We start from the raw sequence: 8,753 nt of genomic DNA, 5'->3' as shown, positions 1-8,753 counted from the left end.
AGCTTCAAGAACACAAGCTTTGACAGAGAACCTCGGCCTTGTTGATACTATAAGAGTAACAATCACAACACAGTCTCTTTCTGAAAATCTAGGATTCATCGCAATCCCAACATCGGCAAAAAATCTAGCATCAAACCAAATACTTGTAAATATTCCACAAGCTTCAGTTACTGTAGATCAAGCCAATGTAGATCTAGTAATTGCTGATGTCAATACAGCACTTGAGACTATCATAATCACCGATAACTTTGCAGATATTTCGATTGATTATTCAAGAATCCAATCAGGAAATACTGTAACATTAAACGCCGGACCGACTATTTTGGCTGATATCGATACTACACACACAGGTAACGATGTTGAAGTAGAGTTCTCTGATACAACCACCATAACAGGACCAGCTGGTTGGGATGGAACGTTAGAATTACCAACAATAACAACTGCTACAATATCTGCACAGCAAACTACTAGTGGAACTATTACTACAACTACCACATATAGTGATATCACCGTAATAGAGATCGGCCTTACCAATTCAGATCTTTCATTCGACAAACCTGTAAGAATTGAATTTATAGGAGATGGAAACAACCAAGGATTTGTTGGATTTGTACGGGCTGCTGGTGCATCATCGATAACAATATTATCACTATGTGCTTCGAATCCACCCACATTAACTTCTGGTCAAGCCTGCTATGTTGAAGAGGGAGCCAACTTGGTAGTTTATACGACTCACTTTACAGCAATTGGATCTGCAAAAGCAACTAGTACTAGCACAAGTGCTAGCACATCTACTACCGGATCAAGTGGGGGTAGTGGCGGTGGAGGAGGTGGCGGCGGTGGTACAAGTGCAACATCTGGACAAGCAGGATTTAGAGGAAAACTAAATCAGCCAATAACCATATATGACATATCATACGACAAATGTGAAAAGAACATAGTTAAAATCACAGTTGGAGTAGTGGGAACAGAAGCACCGTCACCTTATGTAAAGATAAGAACATCAGAAAAAGTATATGCTGCAACACTGGATCAAAACCAACCGTATACAGAAGCTAACAAATTATTCTCAGTAAGCAGATACGTATACGAAGCCACGATCAATTCAAACCAAAAATACTTTATTGTTATTGCAGAACAGGCAAGTGGAAGAACTGCAATAACTGATTCGTATCTAGTAAACATAGATCAATGCAAAAAGACTATAGTGGTTAATTCAATAAAGGATATCAAGAAAGCAGGCGTCTCTGAGCCAACTATAGAGATAGGAAGACCAAACATATTTGATGTTAAATTCCAAGTAAAAGGAAACAAACCAATTCTAGCAACAACAATAAACCAGTTTGTTGATCTAGGTACTCAAGTTAAGATAACCTCAATAATTGATAGTATATCTATACTAAAGCGAGCCGAGCTGCGAGTAATTACCGCAGGCAACAACTATAGCAACTATGCTGCAATAAAGATGGATATCATACCGCTAAATACAACAAATACGTACATAGTTACTGCAGAATTACCTACTTTGTTCCTGCAGGCACCAGCAATAGTTTATTGGATCAATGTGGCAAACAACGACGCAAAGGTACAAAGCTCAGAAAAATATTATCTTGGAGTAAAGCCTACATACAAGATTGACTCTGAACTAAATCTTGATTCACCACAAAGTAAGGCACAGGGATCAACCTACAGACCCATCGCACACGTGTACAATAGGGGAGAAATGCCATTGTTTGGCTCAGTGTCATTATTAGTAGACGGCAAAGAAGTCTATACATCATCAGAATATGTGTTCGACAAGGAACAGTCAGTAATCGACCTGGAGTGGTCCATACCCAATCTAAGCCAAGATGCAAAATACGACATCAATGCAAGACTGAATTTATACGACACAAAGATTGACACTACCAAGACAATACTGAGAACATTCACACCAACAAAATCAATTCCAATATCCGAGTCTGTAAATGTAACCTCCGTGGTTGATGATAACGGACAGCTCATTGCTAGAGTGGGATTATTGTATTCGTCTGATAACAACACCAGTCTGCATTACAGAGTAATAGCACCAGATGGTACATGCGTAATTGGACAATCCAACTTATGTCTAGTAAAAGATTCCACTGTAGGTAACAGAGGAAACACAGTAAGTGTAGAGATCGGAGAGCAAATCTACAGGATTAGATATTCAGGACAAGATAGTCAATTGGAAAGATTTTCTATAACGTCAGCAAATCCAATAGTTGGAATATGGAGTGTTACACTAGAGTCTGACAGTGGTGTCGTTCCAGACGTGCATGCAATAAAAGATGTTTATTTGAAGATAAAATACAGATCCACCGATGCAAAACTAACAACAATCACTTCTGATTAGACATTAATTTTCCAAAAATTATTAGTTTGGTATTGACATAAACAAAAATTCCTATTTTTGTACGATATATTATGAATATTTGATAAGATAATTCATTTGATAAGATGTAAATTGATTAAATTTTAAGAACTAAGTATGGCAAAAATAGTTGTATTTGATTCTGGATTTGGCTCATTATCTATCATCAAAGTAATTCAGAAAGTAATAAAATCAGATATAATTTATTTTGCTGATCAAAAGAATTTTCCATACGGAAAAAAATCTACTAAAGAATTAGATAAAATAATTACTAAAACAATCTATAAATTAAAAAAAGAATTTGAGCCTGACCTAATAATAATGGGCTCAAATACACCATCATTGTTACTCAAGAAACTATTTTATAACAACCCTACACTGGTAGGGGTGTTTCCCCCGCTATCTGAGGCATATGAGAAAACAAAAACTAAGTCAATCGCAATCCTTGCAACCTCATCTGTGATACAAAGTAGAGCATTAGAACATTACATTAAAAAAAATTTTGATAAAAATATACAAATAACAAAAATTGATGTATCAAAATTAGTGTATTTAGTTGAGTCTGGAAAATTCCTTTATGAAAAAATTTATTGTGCAAAACAAATAACTTCTATTCTAAGTGACAAATTCATTTCAAATAACATTGACGTTGCAACTTTGTCTAGTACACATCTCCCATTTCTATTACCATTACTAACAAAAAGTTTCCCTAAAATAAGATTTTTAGATCCGGCTGTACTAGTAGCACAAGAAATTAAAAAAAATAAACTGTTTTTCCCCTCCAACAAAAATTCACTGACAATTTTTAGCTCTGGCGATGTGAATGTTTTTCAAAAACATCTTGCTAAATTAAGAATTAAGAATAAAGTAAGAAAAATTAATTTTTAATTTCAAAATAAAATTCTACAATATAATCATAATTTTTTAATTTGTATCCGATTTAGTTGATTTTTATCGTTTTTGACAACAAACGTCAAACAACCAAATTGGCATTCCTAAAGCATCATTCTGCCGTATTGGAATTGCTTTTTTCTTAAAAATTCCTCAGAGCTTAACTGATTTTTTTGATAACTTAATTCAGATGTTAGATCTCACAAAATTTGCTAATTTCGGATTATTGCCCCCATTCTGGTCCATAGACAAAAATTTAGCTATTAACAATAAACTCGCTTTATTTTTCACAAATCTCAAAAATCAAATTTCAGCTAGGTAATTTTTTTGGCAAGTCACAAAACAGTTTCATCACTATTAATTTTCATTTTAGTAGCTTCAGCTTTTAGCTCATCATATGGGGATACAGCTGTCTTAGATTATATCAAACAACAAGCTAAATCTAAGCCGATCACGTTTGTTGAACAACAGTCTGTTTCAACACTGACAAAGGATTTCAAAGTACAAGTAGATGAAAGCTCACATCAATTTCAAAATCAAGAAGTATCATTGAACTTAATCAAAAAGCCAGCTGTTGAGTATACATCTAGACTTTCCATCATGGAACAAATGACAGTGTCTAACAATGACGGTTCTGATAACCAGATCTACTTGTTAAAACACAATAATAACCAGGCAATCTTGGAGCGGGTCTTTAATCAAAGAAAATTCAACTTTGATAAGATAGTTGGTCTTCCACTATATGCTACAGCTACTACGCTATTACATGATATTACCATGAAACCCCTGTATGATAGTACATATGATAATCCTATTGGTGAATCTAATCAAGCATTAATTGATCTTCAAAATATTTCAGAGTTACAAAATCTAATTAATTTATTTGAGATAGTAAAACAAGATCATAAACTTACATTACCGCTTTTTGATCTTCAGGATGGGCTAGATTACACTGGTGATCTGATTGAACGTCAATCTTATTCATTGTTATTTATTTTTGCCATTGCGGCTCTTTATGTTATTGTAAGATCTGAGCAACCGAACATTCAAATTCAAAACTATAAAAAGATTTTGTCATTTATTTTCATTTCAATGTTATCTTCGTCGATGATTGTTACTCCACTATCCATCTCTTCATCATATTATGCGTATGCTGAAGAAGAAATAATCCAAAATGATAATACCTTGTCCGATGTGACTGGAACAGATGAACCCTCAAATGAAACCGTCGATTCTATAGGAAGCATTGTATCTCTTCCGGAATCTAACATCAGCCAGCCTAGTTTAGATGCTGATATCAATTTTGTACACAACGCAACCATCCCGGTAACCCCAACTAACGCAACCATCACCAAAACCATTGAATTAGAACCAATTAATCTACTGAATCAAACAAGTGTAAACGGCACACTGAACACAAACTCAACAGAATACATCATTGTACCTACAATAAACCAAACAAACCAGATCACCATAACCGCTTGGATCACACCACAGTATGATGGTGCATCAGACGAGCTTACCGTTCTCTCAAAGGAAAACTCTTTTGTACTGTCATTAAACAACATCATATCACCTGATCGTACAGCCAAATTCTCAGTATTTGACGGAATTCGCTGGACTGACATACAGGGAACAAACAAAATACAAAACAAATCACACATTGTGGCAATAATCAACGGAACAGAAATCTCATTGTATGTCAATGGCATATTACAAACAAAACAAACCATGCCCAACTCTTTTATCGTGTCGGAAGGCGATCTTGCAACCACTCCTGCAGAAGTAGCAAATTCTGAATCCGATATTGTAGTTGGCGCGTATATCTCAACATTAAGATCAGAGCCAAAACTATCAAACAAATTCTCAGGCATAATTGAGGAGACACTAGTCTATCCAGGAGCGTTATCACAGGATGAAATTAAACAGCTATACATTTCAAAAATGCCAAAAAATATAGAGGTATCACTTTATGATTCAATTAGCATTTCTAATAATGTTAACAGTCAAATAACATATGATAACAAAACTAGATTTCAATCTATCAGTGAAACACTTTCACTAACAGATAACATCGCTTTGATATTTGGAGACAATACCATATCTCCAATAATTATTGATAGCTTATCACTAACAGATGATATTGCTCTTACACTTGAACAAGGAAAACAAATAACTGTAGATCCTCAAATTGACTATGAAGAAAGAGGAAAGGACTATTACAAAGTTGAATACTCAAATGGAACCGGTCAAATTACTTTTGGATTACCGGAATGGATACTAGATCCAATCACAAACAAATACGTAGAGCATATTGTTAGAAATACTGACAAAAAAATAATCTATGATTCAATGCAAATTCCATTTGCATTTGATAAAAATGATTGTTCCATCAGCATATATGAAAAAGGCCAAATAGATTCCAATCAACCTCCTGTAATTGGAAAGAAGCTATGGAAACTAATGGAGGCACAAGATGGTACTGAACAATGGTCAGAATCACAAATCAACAGTTATACATGTAATGTTCAAACATTTGAAAACACAACTGGATTCTATATCGATGTATTAAGAGAAAATAAAGACGGTAAATTCCTTATCACATATGGTAAAAAAATTGATCAACCATTAGAATCATTTTTGTACTATACAAATACAAATGAAAACAAAACAAATACCAAATTTGGATTTGTTCAGGAAATCGACGGTATAACATCTGACGCGGCAGAAATTGAAGATCAAGTTATTACTTCAAAGCCGGAGGTAGTCAAGAAATTCTTTGATAAAAAGGAAAAACAAACTGGTAAATCCTCCAATAGTTTCATTGATCTTGACGAACTAACTCAAATTAAAGAACTAAAACAAAATGAGAAGATTAACAAGAAAAAATCTGATCTTACATCCGAGACTGTTTACTTTAAGAAAGAAAATCATGATTCATTAATATTTGATTTTTCAAAGGCAAGTAACGAATTTTCTAATATCAACATTGAGAACAAAAATGGTAAATTAAAAACTACTTTTGAGTTCCTCACAGCAGCTAAATTACTTAGAAATGGTGAAACAGTGTTTTTGGATCCAACTGTTACTTTTAGTAGTGGTACATTTGTGCAGGCAGCAGCTGAGGGTACTGGCACTAACTGTGCTACCCCTGATAACATATCTCAGCCATCTCAATCAAAAGCCACCGTAACTAAGGCTAGCAGCGCAACAGGATGTAAGAGAACATCACGAGAATTCAATATAAGCTCAATTGATAGCAGTGCAGTAATAACCGATGTAACAACATCTTTTACTGTTGCTGCCGCAGCGGGAACCAGAACTTGTGAAATCAAACCAATTCAATTCCAGCCTACTGGATATACTATCGGGGGAACACAAGCATCTCCTGAACCAGACGCAAAGGAATTGTGGAATGATATTGGAAATGGAACATCTTATGCAACAGGTATTACATGTGCATCATCTGGAGGACCAATCGACTTGGGTACTAGTGCTGATTCTGATTTACAGACTGCAATTGATAATAGTATAACTTGGTTTGCTCTTGGTTGGAAACTAGAAAATGAAGCGAGGCCTGCATCTGGTGGTGAAATCGGTTCACAATTTAGCGGTATCACACTTACCGTAAAATATGATTTCAAATCTAAACTAGTACAGAATCTAGGAATTACCGACTCTGTATTATTTATTAAAAATATAACAAATAAAGCTTCAGAGAACCTCGGAATGACTGACACTGTCACAACATCAGCTTCAAGAACACAAGCTTTGACAGAGAACCTCGGACTCACTGACACTGTAAAAACTATTACATTAATTTCCTTTAAGGAAAATCTTGGGTTGCATGATACCATATCTGTAAAAAAGACTGCCATTTCACTATCGGAAAATCTTGGAATTACAATGACGATACAGCTCAATAGAACGACTGGAGATCAAAATTTGTCAGAGAACCTCGGAATGACTGACACTGTTTCTATAGGTAAACTCAATTTTGTCGCATTGTCTGAAAATCTAGGATTAAGCGATGTTATTGGCAGGAGCAAAATAAAATTCCTGACAGAAAATCTTGGAATGACTGACACCATCACCACAACAAGATTTCCAGGTGTTGAATTTAACACGCAAAATAGCTGTACCATAATTCCTAGCGGATCAACAAGCAAAACACTTACTGCCGGAATCGACTATACTCAGCCGCAAGGAGAGGCATTCATCAGAATTGTGGACACTAGGTTACAAGGTATAGGTAGAACAGCCGGAGGCGGAACACAAAATGCTGACGATGTCACTGTCTACCTAAGTGATCCTGATTTTACAGGTGGTTCAGTTACCTTAACTAGAACTGGCTCTACCAATAACGACAGAGTTTGTTGGCAAATAGTTGATTATCAAGGATTGCCGAGCAATGCAAATGCCATCAAGATCCGCGCAGCAGGTTCTGTTTCCTATACCAGTACGGGTCTATTTGTAACAACACCTTCAATATCAGGAATCGTAGATGATAGCAAGGTAGCTGTCTTTATCACAGGACAGAGTAATGTCGATACTGCAGCGACTGATTGGAATACTGCACTAAGTACATCATCATGGGTAGCGGTATCTGATATTGCTAACTTTACTAGAGGAGAAGCATCAAGTAATGCAAATTCTCTTAGTTATGTAGTAGTTGAATTTACAGGAACTAACTGGTCTGTACAAAGAAAAGAACACAAATACGCTACAACGAACGCTGAAACTGAAACCATTGCAGATATTGGTTCCACAAGCCGAGCGTTTTTCCAAAGTCAGCATAGAGCAGGAACTGGTTTACAGGGTCTTGATGAAGCAGGCGAAGAAGTCTACTTTAGCGGAACAAACCAAATTACATTTGACTTAGAAAACACAGCTTCGACTCCATCATCAATTGCTTCAGTAGTCTGGGTAGTATCTAATAGTCAAATCGGTGATGATGCTATGATAGTACAGCATGTTAGTGGTACAAGAAGTGGTGGAGCCACAGAAGAGTATGTACAAAATCTTTCCATAAACACGGTAAGAAGTCTAAGTACTGCATCCATAATGGGCGAAAATGCACGTAGCAGTGGAACTGGTACTACTTTTCCAGTAGGAAGCATCGCTTTCAACATAAATGCTACAAATACTGTTACACTGTATACATCAGATACTGCCAATACTCAGAACTATAGATTCCAAGTTGTACAATGGCCAACAAAGCCTGCAAAAATTTATTCATCTACATTATCTGAAAACTTAGGGTTTTCAGATAATAACGGCAGAACCCTCATAACCCATCGTTCAGAACAATTAGGAATCACTGATAATGTTACTACATTTAGTGCAAAAATCAAAATTTTATCTGAGAACCTCGGACTCACTGACACCGTAGCAACAACCGCTTCTGTCACCAAGTCACTCACAGAGAACCTCGGACTCACTGACACCGTAGCAACAACCGCATCTGTCA

3 protein-coding genes are annotated in these 8,753 nt (G+C 35.8%); all 3 read left to right on the top strand.

Annotation, left to right across the window (positions count from 1 at the left end):
• Positions 1–2,374: hypothetical protein (locus NKMY2_RS01720; RefSeq protein WP_238549737.1), on the top strand; the 2,374-nt coding region annotated here is incomplete at its 5' end.
• A 135-nt stretch (positions 2,375–2,509) separates the two neighbouring features.
• On the top strand, positions 2,510–3,280 hold the full coding sequence (locus NKMY2_RS01715) for a glutamate racemase (protein ID WP_042683909.1): 771 nt from the start codon (positions 2,510–2,512) through the stop codon (positions 3,278–3,280).
• Positions 3,281–4,375: 1,095 nt separating this feature from the next.
• Positions 4,376–8,753, top strand: a 4,378-nt coding sequence (locus NKMY2_RS01710; RefSeq protein ID WP_238549736.1) for a LamG-like jellyroll fold domain-containing protein, incomplete at its 3' end; no start/stop codon positions are given.

Origin of the sequence: Candidatus Nitrosotenuis chungbukensis, from assembly GCF_000685395.1 — an archaeon.
Classification (GTDB): Archaea; Thermoproteota; Nitrososphaeria; order Nitrososphaerales; family Nitrosopumilaceae; genus Nitrosotenuis; species Nitrosotenuis chungbukensis.
The sequence above is the reverse complement of the archived record's forward strand: the minus strand, read 5'-3'. Positions and strand labels throughout refer to the sequence as shown.